14 protein-coding genes are annotated in these 16514 nt (G+C 67.7%); 8 read left to right on the forward strand and 6 right to left on the reverse strand.

What is annotated here, in order from left to right; all coding sequences use genetic code 11:
* The first annotated feature begins 9 nt into the window (after positions 1-9).
* The 3 genes from GWI72_RS16445 to GWI72_RS16455 all read left to right on the forward strand — a co-directional run bounded on the left by GWI72_RS16445 (position 10) and on the right by GWI72_RS16455 (position 4207).
* Positions 10-1050 (forward strand): aliphatic amidase, encoded by a 1041-nt coding sequence (locus GWI72_RS16445; protein WP_161677145.1) that lies wholly within the window; start codon positions 10-12, stop codon positions 1048-1050.
* A 69-nt stretch (positions 1051-1119) separates the two neighbouring features.
* Positions 1120-1917, forward strand: a complete 798-nt coding sequence (locus GWI72_RS16450; protein ID WP_161709365.1) for a CbbQ/NirQ/NorQ/GpvN family protein — start codon at positions 1120-1122, stop codon at positions 1915-1917.
* Positions 1918-1930: 13 nt separating this feature from the next.
* Positions 1931-4207, forward strand: coding sequence for a VWA domain-containing protein (locus GWI72_RS16455; protein ID WP_161709366.1), 2277 nt, complete (start codon positions 1931-1933; stop codon positions 4205-4207).
* Positions 4208-4366: 159 nt separating this feature from the next.
* On the opposite strand, the gene GWI72_RS16460 is transcribed toward GWI72_RS16455, so the two are convergent.
* From GWI72_RS16460 to GWI72_RS16485, 6 genes are all read right to left on the reverse strand, one after another.
* Positions 4367-5131, reverse strand: a complete 765-nt coding sequence (locus GWI72_RS16460) for an ATP-binding cassette domain-containing protein (protein WP_161677143.1) — start codon at positions 5129-5131, stop codon at positions 4367-4369.
* Positions 5132-5136: 5 nt separating this feature from the next.
* Positions 5137-6342, reverse strand: coding sequence for an alanine racemase (locus GWI72_RS16465; protein ID WP_161709367.1), 1206 nt, complete (start codon positions 6340-6342; stop codon positions 5137-5139).
* 14 nt (positions 6343-6356) lie between these two features.
* Positions 6357-7334 carry an ABC transporter permease gene (locus GWI72_RS16470; protein WP_161709368.1) on the reverse strand — a complete coding sequence of 326 codons (978 nt, stop codon included), beginning with the start codon at positions 7332-7334 and terminating at the stop codon, positions 6357-6359.
* A 105-nt stretch (positions 7335-7439) separates the two neighbouring features.
* The gene (locus GWI72_RS16475) at positions 7440-8495 is read right to left on the reverse strand and encodes a substrate-binding domain-containing protein (RefSeq protein ID WP_161677140.1); all 1056 of its coding nucleotides are present in this window, start codon (positions 8493-8495) and stop codon (positions 7440-7442) included.
* Between the two features lie 36 nt (positions 8496-8531).
* Positions 8532-9791 carry a M20 family metallopeptidase gene (locus GWI72_RS16480; RefSeq protein ID WP_161709369.1) on the reverse strand — a complete coding sequence of 420 codons (1260 nt, stop codon included), beginning with the start codon at positions 9789-9791 and terminating at the stop codon, positions 8532-8534.
* Between the two features lie 20 nt (positions 9792-9811).
* Positions 9812-11071: an ROK family transcriptional regulator gene (locus tag GWI72_RS16485; protein WP_161709370.1), complete on the reverse strand. Its 1260-nt coding sequence runs from the start codon at positions 11069-11071 to the stop codon at positions 9812-9814.
* 204 nt (positions 11072-11275) lie between these two features.
* Between GWI72_RS16485 and GWI72_RS16490 the strand changes: the two genes are divergently transcribed.
* The 5 genes from GWI72_RS16490 (at position 11276) to GWI72_RS20395 (ending at position 16448) form a co-directional block, all read left to right on the forward strand.
* Complete coding sequence (locus GWI72_RS16490) at positions 11276-12025, forward strand: helix-turn-helix domain-containing protein (protein WP_161709371.1); 750 nt, start codon at positions 11276-11278, stop codon at positions 12023-12025.
* The gene (locus GWI72_RS16495; RefSeq protein ID WP_161677136.1) at positions 12022-12816 is read left to right on the forward strand and encodes an IclR family transcriptional regulator domain-containing protein; all 795 of its coding nucleotides are present in this window, start codon (positions 12022-12024) and stop codon (positions 12814-12816) included. The genes GWI72_RS16490 and GWI72_RS16495 overlap by 4 nt, the downstream gene beginning before the upstream one ends.
* Positions 12817-12977: 161 nt before the next feature.
* Positions 12978-13730, forward strand: a complete 753-nt coding sequence (locus GWI72_RS16500) for an SDR family NAD(P)-dependent oxidoreductase (RefSeq protein ID WP_161709372.1) — start codon at positions 12978-12980, stop codon at positions 13728-13730.
* Between the two features lie 10 nt (positions 13731-13740).
* Positions 13741-15471, forward strand: coding sequence for an FAD-dependent oxidoreductase (locus GWI72_RS16505; protein WP_209000160.1), 1731 nt, complete (start codon positions 13741-13743; stop codon positions 15469-15471).
* A complete protein-coding gene (locus GWI72_RS20395; RefSeq protein WP_161709374.1) occupies positions 15468-16448 on the forward strand; it encodes an EamA family transporter in 981 nt (326 codons plus the stop codon). The genes GWI72_RS16505 and GWI72_RS20395 overlap by 4 nt, the downstream gene beginning before the upstream one ends.
* Positions 16449-16514: the final 66 nt, after the last annotated feature.

Raw genomic sequence — 16514 nt, forward strand, 5'->3', positions numbered from 1 at the left:
GGAACCAGCATGCTTCACGGCGATATTTCCAGCAGCAACGACACCGTCGGCGTGGCGGTGGTCAACTACAAGATGCCCCGCCTGCACACCCGGGCCGAAGTGCTCGAGAATGCCCGCAAGATCGCGGCGATGGTCGAAGGCATGAAGATCGGGCTGCCGGGCATGGATCTCGTGATCTTCCCGGAATATTCGACCCACGGCATCATGTACGACAGCAAGGAGATGTACGAGACCGCCTCGCAGGTGCCGGGCGAGGAAACCGCCATCTTCGCGGAAGCCTGCCGCAAGGCCAATGTCTGGGGCGTGTTCTCGCTGACCGGCGAGCGGCACGAGGAGCACCCGAACAAGGCGCCCTACAACACCCTCATCCTGATGAACAACAAGGGCGAGATCGTCCAGAAGTACCGCAAGATCATGCCGTGGGTGCCGATCGAGGGCTGGTATCCGGGCAACTGCACCTACGTGTCGGAAGGCCCGAAGGGCATGAAGATCTCGCTGATCATCTGCGATGACGGCAACTATCCGGAAATCTGGCGCGACTGTGCCATGAAGGGCGCCGAGCTGATCGTCCGCTGCCAGGGCTACATGTATCCGGCCAAGGAGCAGCAGATCATCATCTCCAAGGCCATGGCCTTCGCCAACAACGTCTATGTGGCCGTGGCCAATGCCGCCGGCTTCGATGGCGTCTATTCCTACTTCGGCCATTCCGCCATCGTCGGCTTCGACGGCCGGACGCTCGGCGAGTGCGGCGAGGAAGAATACGGCATCCAGTATGCGCAGCTCTCCGTCTCGCTGATCCGCGACGCGCGGCGCAACATGCAGTCGCAGAACCACCTCTACAAGCTCGTCCACCGTGGCTACACCGGCATGATCAACTCCGGTGAAAGCTCCAAGGGCGTCGCGGCCTGCCCCTATGACTTCTACCAGAAGTGGATCAGCGATCCGGAGGGCACCCGCGAGATGGTCGAGGCCATGACCCGGTCCACTGCCGGCACCGCCGAATGCCCGATCGACGGCATCCCGAACGAAAAGACTCCTGTCCACCGCTGATCAACTTGCCGGCGGCGTCCCATCCGCCGCCGGCCTTTTTCAAGATTGCAGTCCCGAGTGAGCCAGACGATGGTCCTGACCCCGTATTTCCTTGCCGACGAACCCTTCTACGCCCCGCAGGCGGACGAGATCGAGCTCTTCACCGCCGCCCATGCCCTGCGCCAGCCGGTGATGATCAAGGGGCCGACCGGCTGCGGCAAGACGCGGTTCATCGAGCACATGGCCTGGCGGCTCGGCCGGCCGCTGGTGACCGTCGCCTGCCACGAGGACATGACCGCGTCCGATCTGGTCGGGCGGTTCCTGCTCGACGCGGACGGCACCGTCTGGCACGACGGCCCGCTGACGTTGGCCGTGCGCCACGGCGCGATCTGCTATCTCGACGAGATTGTCGAGGCGCGCCAGGACACGACCGTTGTCATCCATCCGCTGACCGACGACCGTCGCATCCTGCCGCTCGACAAGAAGAACGAGCTGGTGCGCGCCCATCCCGACTTCCAGCTCGTGATCTCCTACAACCCGGGCTACCAGAGCGTGCTGAAGGACCTCAAGGAATCCACCAAGCAGCGCTTCGTCGGGCTGGACTTCACCTATCCCGATGCCGCACGCGAGGCCCGGATCGTGGCGCGCGAGGCCGGCATCGACGAGGCCACGGCCACGCTTCTCGTGAAGGTCGCCGACCGCTCGCGCAACCTGAAGGGCCATGGCCTTGATGAAGGCGCCTCGACGCGCATGCTGATCCAGGCCGGGCGCCTGATGGCGCGCGGCATCTCGCTCACCGCCGCCTGCCAGATGGCGCTGGTCCTGCCCATTACCGACGACCCGGACCTGCGGGCCAGCCTGACGGACGCCATTGCGGCGTGCCAGTGAGAGGGTGGCCGGGATGACCCAACTGGCAGAGGCGGACAGGCCGGACCCGCTGACCCTCGCTGCGTCTGCCGGATCCGCGACGGACCGGCTGCTGCCCGGGTTGACGGCGCGCGTGCCGGTGGAGGATCGGGCGGCGCTGGAGCGGGCGGCCGCCACCTTCTGCGTCCGGTTCCAGCCTGCGAGCCTGCAGCGGCGCGCGCTGGCGGCGGCAGCCCCGGCGCTGCTCGACCGGGCCGGCGCGGAGCCGCTCGCCCGGCTCCTCGATCTGGCCAGCGACCTCGGTCGACGGGGGCGCGGCGGCGATGCAACGCTGGTCCTGGCTGCCGTGCCGCGCGCGCTGCGCTGGTTGAGCGATGCGGATGATCTTTCGGCCTGGCTTGCGGTGGTCGCCGATGTGGCCGAGCGCGCGCCGGAGAGCCTCGCCGCGTTTGCAGGTGAGACCGATCATCTCCTCGGCCGGCTGGGTGCACGCGGTCTTGCCGGCTTTGTCGGGGCGCTGATCGACCTTGCGGCAGGCCGGGATGACCTGCGACAGGCCCTGTTTTCCTTCCGCGATCCGCGGGCCGAAACGCTCCTCCTGCGCGAGGCGGCCGATGTGCCGCTTGCCCGGCTGGAGCCACGTCTCAAGGGTCTGGTCACGGCGCTCTGGTCGGTCGAGCCCGTGATCCGCCCTTCACCGGCGGGCGGGGCCCAGACCGCCCGCCGGTCCAGCTTCGATGGCCGCATCCTGTTCCTGCCCGATGCCTATCGCGGCGTGCGGGGGGAGGCGGCCGTCACCCTCATCAAGGCAGCGGCCCTGCACATGGGCGCGCATCTGGCGCATTCCGGTCGGCCGCGTCCGGCCAAGGCGCTGAAGCCGTTGCAGATCGCGCTGATCTCGCTCCTTGAGGATGCGCGGGCCGAGCATCTGGCGCTTGCACAGTACCCCGGGCTCAACCGACTGTGGCTGCCGTTCCACACCGCGCCGGCCGAAGGGGGGACGGCAGAAGCCTTGCTGGCGCGGCTGGCGCGGGTCCTGGCTGACCCCGACCACGAGGATCCTGATCCCTTCGTGCAGAAGGGGCGCGCGGCCTTCCGCGAGGCGCGGGACAGTTGGGACGACCCGGATGTGCTCCGGCGGATCGGCAGCGGGCTCGGCAATGATCTCGGCCAGATGCGGCTCCAGTTCAATTCCAAGACCTATGCGGTGCAGCCGCTCTACCGCGATGACAATCAGGGTCTGTGGCAGTTCGACCTGCCGGACCAGGAGCAGGGGGCTCCGGACGAAATCTCCATTTCCGTGCGCATCGAGCAGCGGGAAACGCAGACCGAGGAGCCTGACCGCCGCCGCACCGAAGACGGGGGGGACGAGGTCAGTCCGGTGCGGCTGACCGAAGCCGATCCCGAGGCGGCGTTCCCGCTGTGCCGGCTGCCGGAATGGGATGCGGTCAGCCATCGGCACCGGCCGGACTGGGTGCAGGTGATGGAACATCCGTCGCGAATGGCGCCGGCGGCCATCATCGACCGGCTCCTCTCAGAGCGTCCGGACCTGGTGCGGCGGACCAGTGCGCTGATCCGGCAGGCGCGCGCGGGCCAGCCGGTGCGGCTGCGCCGCCAGGCCGAAGGCGACCGGCTCGATCTGGAGGCTGCGCTTCGGGCGCGCATCGATCTGGCCGGGGGGCACGCCCCCGACACGCGGGTCTACGAGACCCGCACCCTCAATTCCCGCGATCTTTCGGTTCTCGTGCTCCTGGATATCTCCGAATCCACCAAGGACACGATCGACGGTTCGCCGGTCTCGGTGTTCTCCATCCTTCGCGAGGCGGCAGCCCATCTGGCCGCAGCGATGGCCGAGGCCGGCGATCCCTTCGCCCTTGCCGCCTTCCACTCGGATGGTCGGGAGGACCTGCGCTATCACCGCATCAAGCGGTTCGGCGAAGCCTTCGACACGCGGGCCAAGGCGCGGCTGGCGGGCTTGAGGCCGGGCCTGTCGACCCGCATGGGCGGGGCCCTGCGCATGGCCACGCGCGACATCCAGCCGATGGCGACGCATCGCCGGCTGGTGCTGATCATCACCGACGGCGAACCGTCGGACATCGATATCAGCGATCCGAAGCATCTGGTGGAGGACGCGCGCAAGGCCGTGCAGGAAGCAGCCGGTGCCGGGATCGACGTGTTCTGCGTCGGGCTGGACCGCACGGGAGACACCTATCTGTCACGGATCTTCGGACGCCAGAACGTGATCCAGATCGACCGCGTCACCGCGCTCCCCGACCGGCTGCCCAAGCTCTACCTGCGGCTGACACGCTAGGGAAAGAGGGCGCCACACCGATGGGGCCGTCAAACCGCTGACAAGCCCTCCATCGTCGTCCCGGCTCGGCGCTTCGCTGGGCCGGGTTGACGGTGGCGAGGTCGAGACCTTGCAGAAGGGAGGGCGCCACAGCAGCGTGGCGCCCTCCCGTGCAGTCGCTCAGTGAACGCCGGTGATCATGGAGACGATCTCGTTCTTGTCTGTCTTCGCTGTCTCGCGGATGCCGATCTGCTTGCCCCGGCGCAGCACGCAGATGCGGTCGGAGAGGCGGAAGACCTGGTCGAGGCTGTGGCTGATGATGAGGATCGCAAGGTCCCGGGCGCGCAGGGCCTCGACGATCTTCTCCACCTTGGCCGTTTCGGCAACGCCAAGTGCGGCCGTCGGCTCGTCGAGCAGCACCAGCTTCTTCGCCCAGTGCGTGGCCCTTGCGATGGCGATGCCCTGGCGCTGGCCGCCGGAGAGATCCTTGATGGTGGCCCGGGCAGAGGGGATGCGCACATCCAGTTCGTCCACCAGCGCCTGGGTTTCCTGCATCATCGCCTTGCGGTCGAGAAGGCCGAACGGGGGCTTGGTCTTCTCGCGGCCGAGGAACAGGTTCATGTAGACCGGCTGATGGTCGGCCAGCGCCAGATCCTGATAGACCACCTCGATGCCGCTCGCTCTTGCAGAACTCGCATCGGAGAACTGCACCGGAGCGCCGTCCAGCGCGATGGAGCCGGAGGTGGGCGTGTAGACGCCGGAGATGATCTTGATCAGCGTCGACTTGCCGGCGCCATTGTCGCCGACAAGAGCGACGATCTCGCCGGCGCGGACGGTCAGGGAAAAGTCCTCGATGGCGACGACGCCGCCAAAGGCCTTGTGGATGTTGGTCAGTTCCAGCATCGGCCGGCCATGGGTGAGGGCCGTCTCGGTCTTGTCCGTCATGGCGGTCAGCTCAGGTTGGGCCAGGGCTCTGCCTGACCGAAGATGTTCTCGATGGTCTCGACCCGAGGCGCGCCGGAGGCGATGCCACGGACGCCGACGATGTAGGCACGCGTGACGAAGGCCTGGCCGCGGAAGCCGAAGACCACGGTGTCGCCGCTCCTGGGGGCCGGATGCCCGGCACAGTCGATCATGCCGTAATAGTCGATGGCCGAGGGCGGCGGGATCTCGACCGGGCGCAGTGCGGCATCGGCCACGGTGGGCTCCGCCGACACAAGGGCCTTGAGGCCGTAGTCGGGGAACACCGGATCGATATAGAGACCGCCGCCGAAGCAGTAGGCGCGGCCCTGGTGCAGGTGCGAGACCTCGGTGAGGTAGAGCACGGCCGGACGCTCCGGCAGGTCTTCCAGCGCGTGCAGCGGCGTGGTGCCGTGCAGGCCGTTGCCCGGTTCGCACTGGGTCGCGCCGGCATTGGCAAGGTGATGCAGCACGGCGGAGGAGGTGGTGCCGGGGGCGTTGATCTCCACCTCGGCGCGGCCGGCCTTGCGCAGGGCGTCGGCAGCGCGGGCAAGCGTCGTGAGATTGTGCGTCGGCTTCACCGAGCGTGTGGCGTTGTCATAGAGCAGCGCCGGGAAGGAGGTGAGGCCGGCGAAGCGCGCGCCGTCCAGCGCGTCGAGCCGGTCGGCCACAGCGGCAATGTCCTCGGCCGGGAAGCCGCCTTCATGCCCCTTGTAGAACGTGTCACCGGCGGTGTGGATGCGCGCCATCAGGTTCTGCGTGCGACCGGCGGCCTTGGCCGCGGCGGCAGCTTCCGCCGCCTTGTCGTCGCTGAAAACGGTCCAGTAGTCCGGCTGAAGGTCGCGGGCGGCCATGGCGGCCTCGAAGCGCGGCACCTGGACGAGGTGGCCGAGGTGGCCGGTCTTCAGGCCCGCCTTGTGGCAGGCAATCGCACAGGCCATGTCGACGGCAACCGCCCGGTCGATGCCGCCACGCAGGACGGCGCGCGAGAAGCCGCTGTTGCGCCCGACTTGCTTGGTCATGGCGAAGACCTTCAGGCCATGGCGGTCGGCTTCTGCCTTGAACAGGCGGGCGTTGTCTTCCACCGTGTCGAGGTCGAGCACATAGGCGTTGGCGGGGATCTGTCCGGCCCGGTGCAGGGCCATGGCCGCTTCGACGAAGGCCGGGTTGCGGCGGCGCAGAAGGTCGAGAAACATGATCCGGGTTCCTTCTATCGGGTGGTGTCGCGCAGCGAGATGGCGACGGCAACGAGGATGATGAGGCCGCGCACGATCATCTGGTCGGAGACGGACAGACCCATCAGGATGAGGCCGTTGTTGAGCATGCCCATCAGCAGCGAGCCGACGAGCGCACCGACGATGGTGCCCTTGCCGCCATTCAGCGCCGTGCCGCCGACGATGACGGCGGCAATCACCGTCATCAGGTCGCTTTCGCCGAGCGTGTATTTGGCGGCCTGCAGGCGGCCGGCATAGAGCAGCCCGGCGAGACCGGCGCAGAGCCCGCTCAGCATCAGGACGGTGAGGCGCAGGCGCGGCACCTTGATGCCGGAGACCTGGGCGGCGCGGGCATTGTCTCCGGTTGCGACCACATGTGCGCCGAAGCGGGTTTCGCGGTAGACGATGTGGCCGACGATGACGGCCCCCAGGGTCCACAGGATCAGCGAGGGAATGCCGAACAGGCTGCCGGAGCCGAAGAAGCCGGTGAAGGCCTCGTTGACGACCGGGATCGAGCGCAGGTCGGTCATCGAGCGGGCAAGGCCGGCGAAGAGGCCCATGGTGGCCAGCGTGACCAGGAAGGATGGCAGGCCGAGATAGGCCACGAGCATGCCGTTGAGCCAGCCGATGGCAACGCCTGCGCCCAGTCCGGCCAGCACGCCCAGAAGAAGCGAGTGCTCCTGCATGACGACGGCAGCCGACAGGGCGGAAACGGCGACGATGGAGCCGAAGGACAGGTCGATCTCGCCGGCGGAGAGCACGAAGACGAGGCCGATGGCCATCACGGTGGCCGGCGCCGTCTGTAGCACGATGTTGGAGAGGTTGCGCGTCGTCAGGAAGCCGTCATCGGCCAGCGTGACGGCGAAGAACAGGAAGATGGCCGCAAAGCCGAGGTAAAGCACGAATTGCTGCGGCTCCAGCCGCGACGTGAGCGGCACCCGGGCGACCGGCTTCAGGGACGTGGTGGTGGACATGGGAGTTCCGTTTCCGGACCGGCCTTGCCGGGCCCGTTGAAGGCCTGTTGTCAGGGAAGGGACAGGCGCCCGGCCGCGCGACGAGGGCCGGGCGCAGTCGTGAGCTTACTTCGCGGTCAGCACGCTCTTGGGCGCGTCCTTGCGCAGCGACTGCTGCCAGGCTTCGGCGACCGTGTCGGCATTGGCGGTGACCGCCGGGGCGACGATGAAGGCCGGGGTCGGTTCGCCCAGCAGGGCGAGGGCTCCGGTGGCCGCCATGGCGCGGCCGAGCTCATAGGCCTCGTCGGCGACGATGGCGGCGACATTGCCGCCCTTCACCATGTCGAGGGCAATCGGCTCGGACAGGTCGAGGGTGACGATCTTGGTGGTCTTGTTGCCGTTGGCGCGGAGCGCTGCGAGCACGCCTTCGGCCGGTCCGGCCCAGGTGACATAGATGCCGCCGAGATCCGGGTTCTTCAGCAGCATCGCATTGGCGATTTCCTCGGCGCGGGCCGGGTCGGAAATGCCCTCTTCCGCCACGATCCTGATGTCCGGATAGTCCTTCTCGATGGTCGACTTGAAGGCGTTGTCGCGCTGGTTGGTCACGTAATAGTCGGCGTCGTGATAGATCCAGCCGACCGTGCCCTTGCCACCCATGGACTTGGCCAGCGCGTCGGCGGCCTGCTTGCCCATCTGGAACAGGTCGTCGGTGACGATGGCCGCATAGTCGGCCGGATGGACGTAGTCCTTCGGCAGGTTGGACAGGAAGACAAGCTTCACGCCCGCCTCCTTGGCTTCCTTGAAGGCGGCCGCCGAGGTGACCGGATCCAGCGGCAGGGCGAGCACGATGTTCGGCTTCTTGGCGAGCGCCGTCTCGATGTCGGAGCGCTGCTTGGCCGCGTCGAAACCGGCGCTGGTGGTGGCGACGACCTCGATGCCGAGGCGGGCGAATTCGTCCGATGCGCCGGCGGTGACCGCGTTCACGAAGTCGGACTGGTCATGCCACAGCAGGGCGGCCTTGTGCCCGCCCGTCTTCAGCTTGGCTGCCTGGGCGTCGCTGACGGTGACGGTGCTGGAGGCGACGGCGGTCTCGCCTTTCGGGCCGGTGGTCTGGGCCAGGGCCGGTGTGGATGCAAGAAGGGCGGCTACGGAAAGCGCGCCGAGAAGCTTGGTCAAGGTCATGTCAGTTCCTCCCGTTACTGTACGACTGGTGTGGTGTCAGGTGCCCTGAACACCGCAATAGGCGGCAATGAAGCTGGCAAAGGCGACGATGCCGCTGAGGTAGTCCGCCACGTTCACCCGTTCCTCGAGGGTGTGGCAGGTGCTGATGTCGCCCGGGGCGCAATAGATCGCCGGGCAGGCAAGGCGGTTGATCAGGAACGGCGATTCCGACCAGTAGGGCGCCCCGGCGATGGTGCCCCGGTCCGGGGCTGCGGCCCTGACGGCGGCGGACATCAGCCGGGCGGCCGGATGTTCCGGGTCGATCTCGGCGGGTGAGCCGCCAAAGGCGTGGTCCCGGCCGGCCGGATAGCGGATGTCGAGGCTGACACCGGTTCTCGCGAGACTGTCGCGGGCCGCCGTCTCGAACTCCGCCACCGCCGCGTCGAGGCTTTCGCCCGGCAGCAGCTTGCGGATCAGGGAGAGACGGCAGGTTCCCGGAACGGCAATGTATCCGCCGGCCTCCAGATGCGTGATCAGCAGGAAGGCGCGGCCAACAAGCGGATGTTCCGCCCGGATGGCGATTGCATCCGAATGGGCAAAGAGGGCCGTCTGCAGCCGGTGCGCGGCCTTCAAGGCGTCGATGCCCTGTTCCGGCACGCCGAAATAGGCTGATCGTCCGGTCAGGGTCAGATCGGCGATGAAGAAGCCCATCTGGGCGGTGAAGACGTTGAGTTGCGTCGGCTCGACATAGACGGCGAAGTCCGGACGGGCGACCGTGCCCGTCTCGACCAGACGCGTGTAGGCCTCGACGCCCGCGCTGACGCCGGTGCCTTCCTCACCGCTTTCCTCGTCACCGACAAAGGCATAGGCAACATCGCCGGCAAGGTTGATCCCGGCACGGTCGAGGAGGTCGAGGGCGGCGAGACTGGTGCATATGCCGGCCTTCAGGTCGCCGGTGCCGCGGCCCCAGATCTCGCCATCGACCAGCGCACCGCCAAAGGGGTTCTCGCGCTCGGTCCCGGCCCATTTCTCGGCCCAGCCCTTCACATGTACCGTGTCCGTGTGCCCCATGAAGAGGAGGCGGGGGCCGGTGCCCGTGCCCTTCCGCTCGCCCCAGATGTTCGGGCGGCCGGGCCGGAAGTCTGCCGTCTGTGGCGCGAGGCCCAACCGCTGCATTTCGGGCTTCAGGTACGCGACCATGTCGGCCTCGTTGCCGGTGATCGAATTGCAGGCGACTGCGCCGCGCAGCAGCGCGAGGGCTTGGTCTCTATCAAGAGCGGCGCGCAGCCGGTCGGAGAGGGCGGTCACATCCGTCATCTGGTCAGGTTCCTGCGATGTCATCCCCGGCGAGCGGAGGGCGCGGCGGCAGTGGGGGGTGTGGCGGTTGAAGTCGAGGCCGGTGCCTGGCCGACGCGGGCCGGGGGCAGGCTGATCTGCGCGCCCGGCACCCCGCCCGAGAACAGGGCGGCGTGCAGATGGCTGAGCCCGATGGCTGCGCCACCGACCAGCGTGACCCGTGACCCGAGCGACGAGACTCCGATCTCGACCGGGGCCGGCGAACACAGCGGCAGAAGTGCCCGGATGCGCTCGACCAGCTCGCTGCGGCTGCCGATGGAGCCACCGAGAATGACCCGGCCGGGGTTGGTGACGGCCGTCAGCACGGCGATGGTCAGGGCCAGATTGCGCGCGGTCTCGTCCAGGACCTGGCCAGCGGCGATCTCGCCCCGGGCGGCTGCGGCGAAGATGTCGGGCACATCGGCGCTGCGGCCGGTGAGGCTGGCGTAGCGCGCGCAGATGCCTGCCGTCGCCGCTGCCCGTTCCAGCGCGCCGACCTTGAGCGAAGCCGGCTCGAACGGATCCGATCCGAGCGGCAGGAAGCCAAGCTCGCCGGCGGCATTGCCCGCGCCGCGCACAAGCTCGCCGCCCACCATGACGCCGGCACCAATGCCGGTGCCGATGGCGACATAGGCGAGGTCCTCGATGCCGGTGGCGCTGCCGGCCCAGTGCTCGCCGATCACGGCCAGGTTGACGTCGTTCTCGAGAATGACCTCGGTGCCGATCAGGCCGGACAAGGCTCCGCGCACGTCGAATTCGTCCAGACCGGGGATGTTGGGCGACATCAGCACGCGGCCAGTGGTCTGGTCGGGCGCTCCCGGCACGCCGACAATGGCAAGGCGGATGCGGTCCTGCGGAATGCCGTTGTGATCGGCGGCGCTGCGGGCAAGCCGGGCCATCTGGTCGACGACATGCCGGCCCCCGCGCGGATCGGTCGGCTCGGTCACCTCGGCCAGAACGTTGCAGGCAAGATCCGCAATGGCTGCGCGCAGCTTGCGGCCGCCGAGGTCGATGGTGGCGATGCAGGCGGCGTCGGGGACGATTTCGTAGGTGATGGCGGTGCGCCCGACATGGCCGCTGGTCCGCCCGGTCTCGCGGATCCAGCCGTCTTCCTCAAGCTGGCGGGCAATCTCGGAGATCGTCTGTTTCGACAGCCCGGTCTGCTTGGCGATGCTGGCCCGCGAGATCGGTCCGCAATGCACGATCGTTTCCATGACCATGCACAGGGAAAACTGCCGGGAAATGCTCGGGGTGTCGCTCAAGGGAAGAACCCGCTCTGCTGGTCGTCTATTTATTCGTTCTATGAGCGAACTAATTACGATGGCGGGATTTTGTCAAGTCATTGGCGTTGATCGGGGATGGTGCGGTGCAGCAGGCAGCCGCGCCGACAGCATCAAGAGCCTGACGGCGCATTGCCTTTGTCGAGAGCGCGGCTTAGGTATTTGCGGACAGTGGGGGGAGACCGGGTGAGCGAGAAGAGGCGGGGCATCCAGTCGGTCGAAATCGGCGGGCGAATTCTGGGCGCGCTGATGCGGCGGGCACAGCCGATGATGCTGAAGGATCTGGCTGCGGATGCCGATCTCGCGCCGGCGCAGGCGCATGCCTATCTTGCCAGCCTGAAGCGTGCGGGGTTCGTCGAGCAGAATCCCGAGACGGGCCGCTATCTCATGGGGCCCTTTGCCGTACGGCTGGCGATGGCGCGCCTGCGGACAATCCCGGCCTATCGGCAGGTGATCGGTGCGGCGACGCGGCTTGGCACGGAACTCGGGCTGATGGTGACCGTCACGGTCGCCGGGCCGCAGGGCGCGACCGTGATCCACCGGCACGACGGCGTGGAAACGCTCAACGTCAACATCCGCATGGGAACGGTCTATGCCCCTGAGGGAACGGCGACGGGCCGTGTGTTCGGCGCGTTCGCCGGTGACGGCCAGGCTGCGAATGATGTCCATCGGTGCGGCTATGCGGCGGTCAGCGATGAGCCAGTGCCGGGCGTCAGCGCCGTTGCGGCGCCGGTGCGGGATGCGGCTGGAACGCTGTTCGCCGTCTTGACGCTGGTCGCCTCGGGTGCCCGGCTTGCCCTTGACGACGAAGCTGGACGCGCTGCGCGTGGGCGGCTGCTTGAGATCTGCGCTGAGGCCGAAGCGGCGCTGCAGTCGGATGCCGTCGCAGGTACGCGCGACGAGATGCAGTCTTCGACGAGGAGGCGGCGGTCGTGACGGACAAGGGACGCGGGGTCAATTCCGTCGAGGTCGGCGCGGGCCTCCTTGAGATCCTCGCTGCACAGGACGCGGCGCTGATGCTGCGTGATCTGGCGCGGCTGGCCGGACTGTCGCCGGCCCAGGCCCACGCCTATCTGATCAGCCTCGGCACGCTCGGGCTCGTCGAGCAGGAGCCCGGGTCCGCGCGGTACCGGCTGGGGCCGGCCGCGCTTGATTTCGGCATCACCCGCATGCGCAGCGTCGATCCGATCCGGCTTGGCCAGGCTGCCGCCGTCGGCCTGTCGGAGGAGACGCAGCTGGCTGTTGCCCTGGTCGTCTGGGGCGGGTTCGGGGCCACGGTCGTGCAGGTTCTGGAGGGGCCTGATCAGGTCCACATCAACACGCGGGCGGGGACGGTCTATTCGCTGACCGGCACGGCCAGCGGGCGCATCTTTGCCGCCTATCTACCGGAACGTCTGGTCAAGGCCGCGATCCGGCGCGAGCGCGACGAACGGCCGGGGAGTGGCCGGGTCGGGCGTCTCATGGACCTGTCCCCCGCCGATCTGGCTGCGATCCGTCGGGCTGGCTATGCCAGCGTGGATCCGACGCCCGTGCCCGGCGTCAATGCGCTGTCAGCCCCCGTGCTTGATCATGCCGGACAGATCCAGATGGCGCTGACGCTCATCGGTGCTGCGCGCTCGCTCGATACCGCACCCGACAGTCCGCATCTGCGCCTGCTGCAGGAGACAGCCCTGCGGGTTTCGCGTGGCCTCGGCTTTGCCGGGCAGGCGCTCTCCCTGCCGGACTGACCGGCTCTTTCTCCCTTTTTGTCCTGATCCTTGCCTGGCGCCAGAAGCTGCGCCGGGCTTTCGCCGTTGCGTCATCCTTGCGCAGCAAACCCCTTGACGGGCTTGCGGATAAATTCGTTATATGCAAAACAATTAGCAATTATAAAACTATTGGAGTGAACATGCGGGGGATTGAAGGGCGCGTCTGCGTCGTGACCGGAGCCGCCCAGGGCAACGGCAAGGCAATTGCCGAAGGGCTGGCTGCCGCGGGTGCCGTTCTGGCGCTTTGCGACATCAACGAGGTCGCCGTGGCTGGTGTTGCTGCCGACCTCTCTTCCCTCGGCGCTCAGGTCTACGCAGCGGGTGTTGATGTGGCCGATGCCGCCGCCTGCGCGCGCTTTGCGGCCGACGTGCGCCGCTGGTCGGGGCCAGCCTCGGTTCTGGTCAACAACGCTGGCGTCATCCGTCGCCAGAGCGTGTTCGAGGACGGCTTCGAGGCGGGCTGGGAGCAGGTCTTCCGGGTCAATGTCGAGGGCGCGCGCAACATGGTGCGGGTGTTCTTGCCCGACCTGACGCAGACGCGCGGATCCATCATCAACCTGGCCTCGATCATGGCCTTTTCGGCCGGACCTGGCCTTGCCGCCTATGCGGCGAGCAAGGGGGCTCTTGCCCAGTTCACCAAGGCGCTGGCGCATGATCTTGCTCCGCACGGAGTGCGCGTCAACGCCATCGCCCCGGGGGTGATCGCGACGCCCATGACCGAAGCAACCCGCGCCAATCCGGCGGCCATCGACCGCTTCATGGCGCACACGCCGCTGGGACGGGTGGGGCAGCCGGAGGAACTCGCCGGTCCGGTGCTGTTCCTTGCCTCGGATCTCGCCAGCTACGTGACCGGTGCCGTCCTGCCCGTGGACGGCGGCTACCTCTGCGCCTGAACTTTCAAGAATGCCCGGACAGGAAGACGACAAGATGCAAGATGCCACCTATGTCTGTGATGTGCTTGTGGTGGGCTCGGGCGCCGGCGGCCTGTCGGCCGCTGTTGCTGCCGCCCATCGCAACCTGAAGGTTCTCGTGGTCGAGAAGGAGCCGGTCTTCGGCGGCACGTCGGCCCGCTCCGGCGGATGGATGTGGATCCCGGGCAATGGCCCCGCCCGCCGTGCAGGGGTCGAGGACAGCGCGGCGCGGGCGCGCACCTATCTGCAGCATGAGACCGGCAAGCATTTCGACGCCGCGCGGATCGATGCCTTCCTGGACTACGGGCCCAAGGCGGTCGAGTTTTTCGAGCAGAACACCGAGCTGAAGTTCGATCTGGGGCCGACCTTTGCGGACTATCATCCCGATGCGCCTGGCGGCATGCCGGGCGGGCGGTCGATTGTCGCGCGGCCCTTTGACGGACGTGAGCTCGGTAAGGAAATCAAGCGGTTGCGCCCGCCGCTGGCCGAGATCACCTTTCTCGGCATGATGATCGGTTCGGGCAAGGAACTGCTGCACTTCTTCAACGTGACCCGGTCGCCGGTTTCGGCCTTCTTCGTCTGCAAGCTGTTTGCGAAGTTCCTGCGCGACAAGCTCTTTCATGGCCGCGCCATGCGGCTGATGAACGGCAATGCGCTGGTTGCGCGGCTGGCGAAGTCCTGCTTCGACAAGGGCGTGCCGATCTGGACCCGCGCGGCCGTCAAGCGCCTCACGCATGACGACAGCGGCCGTGTGACGGGGGCTGTTGTCGAGACGGAGACCGGCGAGGTGACCGTGCAGGCAAGCCGCGGCGTGGTGCTCGCCTGTGGCGGCTTCCCGCAGGACGTGACCCGGCGCAAGGCCCTCTTCCGTCATGCGCCGACCGGCAACGAGCATGTCTCGCCGGCCCCTCCGGGCAACACCGGGGATGGCCTGCGTCTGGGGGAGGCGGTCGGGGCCAGCATCGACGACAGCCTGCCGCATCCGGCGGCCTGGGTGCCGGTGTCGCGTCCGCCAAAGCCCGATGGCACGCTGGGCGTGTTCCCGCATTTCGTCGACCGCTCGAAGCCCGGCATCATCGCCGTGACCCGCTCGGGCCGGCGCTTCGTCAACGAGGCCGACAGCTACCACGATTTCTGCCAGGCGATGTATGACCGCTGCCGGGAGGAGGGCGGCGAGATCTGCGCCTATTTCATCGCGGACCACCGCACCTTCCGCAAGTATGGCCTCGGCTACGCCAAGCCCTCGCCGGTGCCCTTCCGGCAGCACATCAAGTCCGGCTACCTCTTCTGCGGCAGGACGCTCGGCGAGCTGGCGGCGCAGATCGGCGCCAATCCGGCGCAGCTGGAGGAAACCGTGCGCGAGTTCAACAAGCATGCGGCGCATGGTTGCGATCCGGAGTTCAGCAAGGGCTCGACCGCCTACAACCGGTCGCTGGGCGACCCGGATCATCGGCCCAACCCTTGCGTCGCGCCGGTGGCCAAGGGGCCGTTCTATGCGGTCAAGCTGGTGATCGGCGACCTCGGCACCTTCGCCGGACTGAGGACGGACGAGAACGCGCGGGTGCTGGACGAGGACCGCCGGCCGATCGCCGGGCTCTATGCGGCCGGCAATGATGCGGCGAGCATCATGGGCGGCAACTATCCGGGCGGCGGCATCACGCTCGGACCGGCCATCACCTTCGGCTACATTGCCGCGCGACACATGTCGGGGGCCAATTCGTGACCGGGCCGGAGCCCGACGGCCGCCGCCAGGGGGCGGGCTTCGGGCTCCTGGCCTGCGCCTGCTGGGCGGTCTACAACACGGGTACCGACCTCGGTCGTGCCTGGGGGTTCTCCAGCCTCGACCTGATGACCCTGCGCTTCTGTGTCGCCGCGCTCCTGTTCCTGCCGCTCCTGCTGCCGAGATCCGGCCAGGCCCCGGCGGCGGGACGGGCGCAGGCGACGGGTGCGCCCTTGCGTCGCTGGAGCTGGATCACCGGCGGTCTGCCGCTCCGGCGACTGGTCCTGCTGACCGTCTGCATTGGTCCTCCCTTCACGCTCCTGATCAACACCGGCTACGGCATTGCCCCGCTTGCGCATGCGGTGGTGATCAGCCCCGGCATGACGATGCTCACCGCCAACGCGCTGTCGGTGTTTCTCGACCGGCGGCCGATGCCGCTGGCGCGGATGGCGGGGCTCCTGCTGGTCTCGGGTGGCTTGATCGCCATGGCGCTGGAGCAGCCAGCCTCCAAGACGCCCGGTGTGGCGGTCTGGCTGGGGGACCTCTGCTTCGTCGGATCGGGCACCTTGTGGGGTGTGTTCACCTACCTGTCGGCGCGCTGGCAGCTGGATCCCGTGCGGGCCACCGGTGCGGTGACGCTTGTCTCTGCTGTCCTTGTGCTGCCGCCCTTCTGGCTGCTGCTGCCGCACGAGGTTCCCCCGCCGGCGGCCTGGGCTTGGCAGGTGCTGTTCCAGGGTGTCCTCGGCGGCTGTCTCGCGCTTCTGGCCTACATGCGCTCGGTGGCGCTGCTCGGGCCCGGGCTGTCGGCGATCTTTCCCGCGATGGTGCCGCCGCTCGCGGTCCTGCTCGCCATTCCGCTGACCGGAGCATGGCCGTCGGTCACACAGTGGAGTGGCATCGCTCTGGCCAGTACAGGCCTGGTTGTATCGCTGGACCTGATCAGCAAACGCAAGCTGCCGGTCCCGCGAAAGGGCCATTGAAAGTCACGTATGATTCATCTATGACAAATCTATTAGAAAATATCTAACGAATGGATCGCCGATACG

This window comes from Pannonibacter sp. XCT-53 (assembly GCF_009915765.1).
Lineage (GTDB): Bacteria > Pseudomonadota > Alphaproteobacteria > Rhizobiales > Stappiaceae > Pannonibacter > Pannonibacter tanglangensis.